At 37.4% G+C, this 540-nt stretch carries 1 pseudogene; it reads left to right on the plus strand.

The features are described from left to right. Positions 1 to 108: pseudogene (locus JMX92_RS13425) on the plus strand (IS5/IS1182 family transposase); the annotation flags it as partial. Positions 109 to 540 lie beyond the last annotated feature (432 nt).

A 540-nucleotide genomic window follows, 5' to 3' on the forward strand; every position in this document is an offset into this window, starting at 1 on the left:
GCTAAGCTAAAACAGTATAGGGCGGTTGCCACTAGATTTGATAAGCTCAAGCAGAGTTATGAAAATACGGTCGCCCTTGCTTGTGCTTATATCTGGCTCAAATTATGAATGTTCAACACGCCCTAATAGAAATAACAATCCTCTTTTATCACTTTTCATAAGTATGTTCTCTCATAACATCAAATCTTATTTTTTCAGTGAGGCCAAATTTTTCAACGGATTCAATAAAGTTAGGTGCGTGTACTCCAATTTTACTCTTTACTTTTGGTATAATTTGTGAGGGATCGCAGGTTTTAGAATCAAGCCTCCAAACTACTTGACCATTCAATGTTTTTGATATTTCAAAAAGTGCTTTACTTAGAGCATTACTATAGCTAGTAAACCAACCCCCTTCGATTATCGAAACTGCAAAATGACCCCTGCCGTCAAATCCGTACAGTTAAACTTGGGAGATTTGAATCAAGCAGCTTGACGATAATAGTCAAACCACACCTGTCTTGGCGACTTATAGCCTAAACTCTTTTGAATCCTCGTTTGGTT

Origin of the sequence: Psychrobacter sp. H7-1 (assembly GCF_904846585.1) — a bacterium.
In the GTDB taxonomy this organism is placed as follows: domain Bacteria; phylum Pseudomonadota; class Gammaproteobacteria; order Pseudomonadales; family Moraxellaceae; genus Psychrobacter; species Psychrobacter raelei.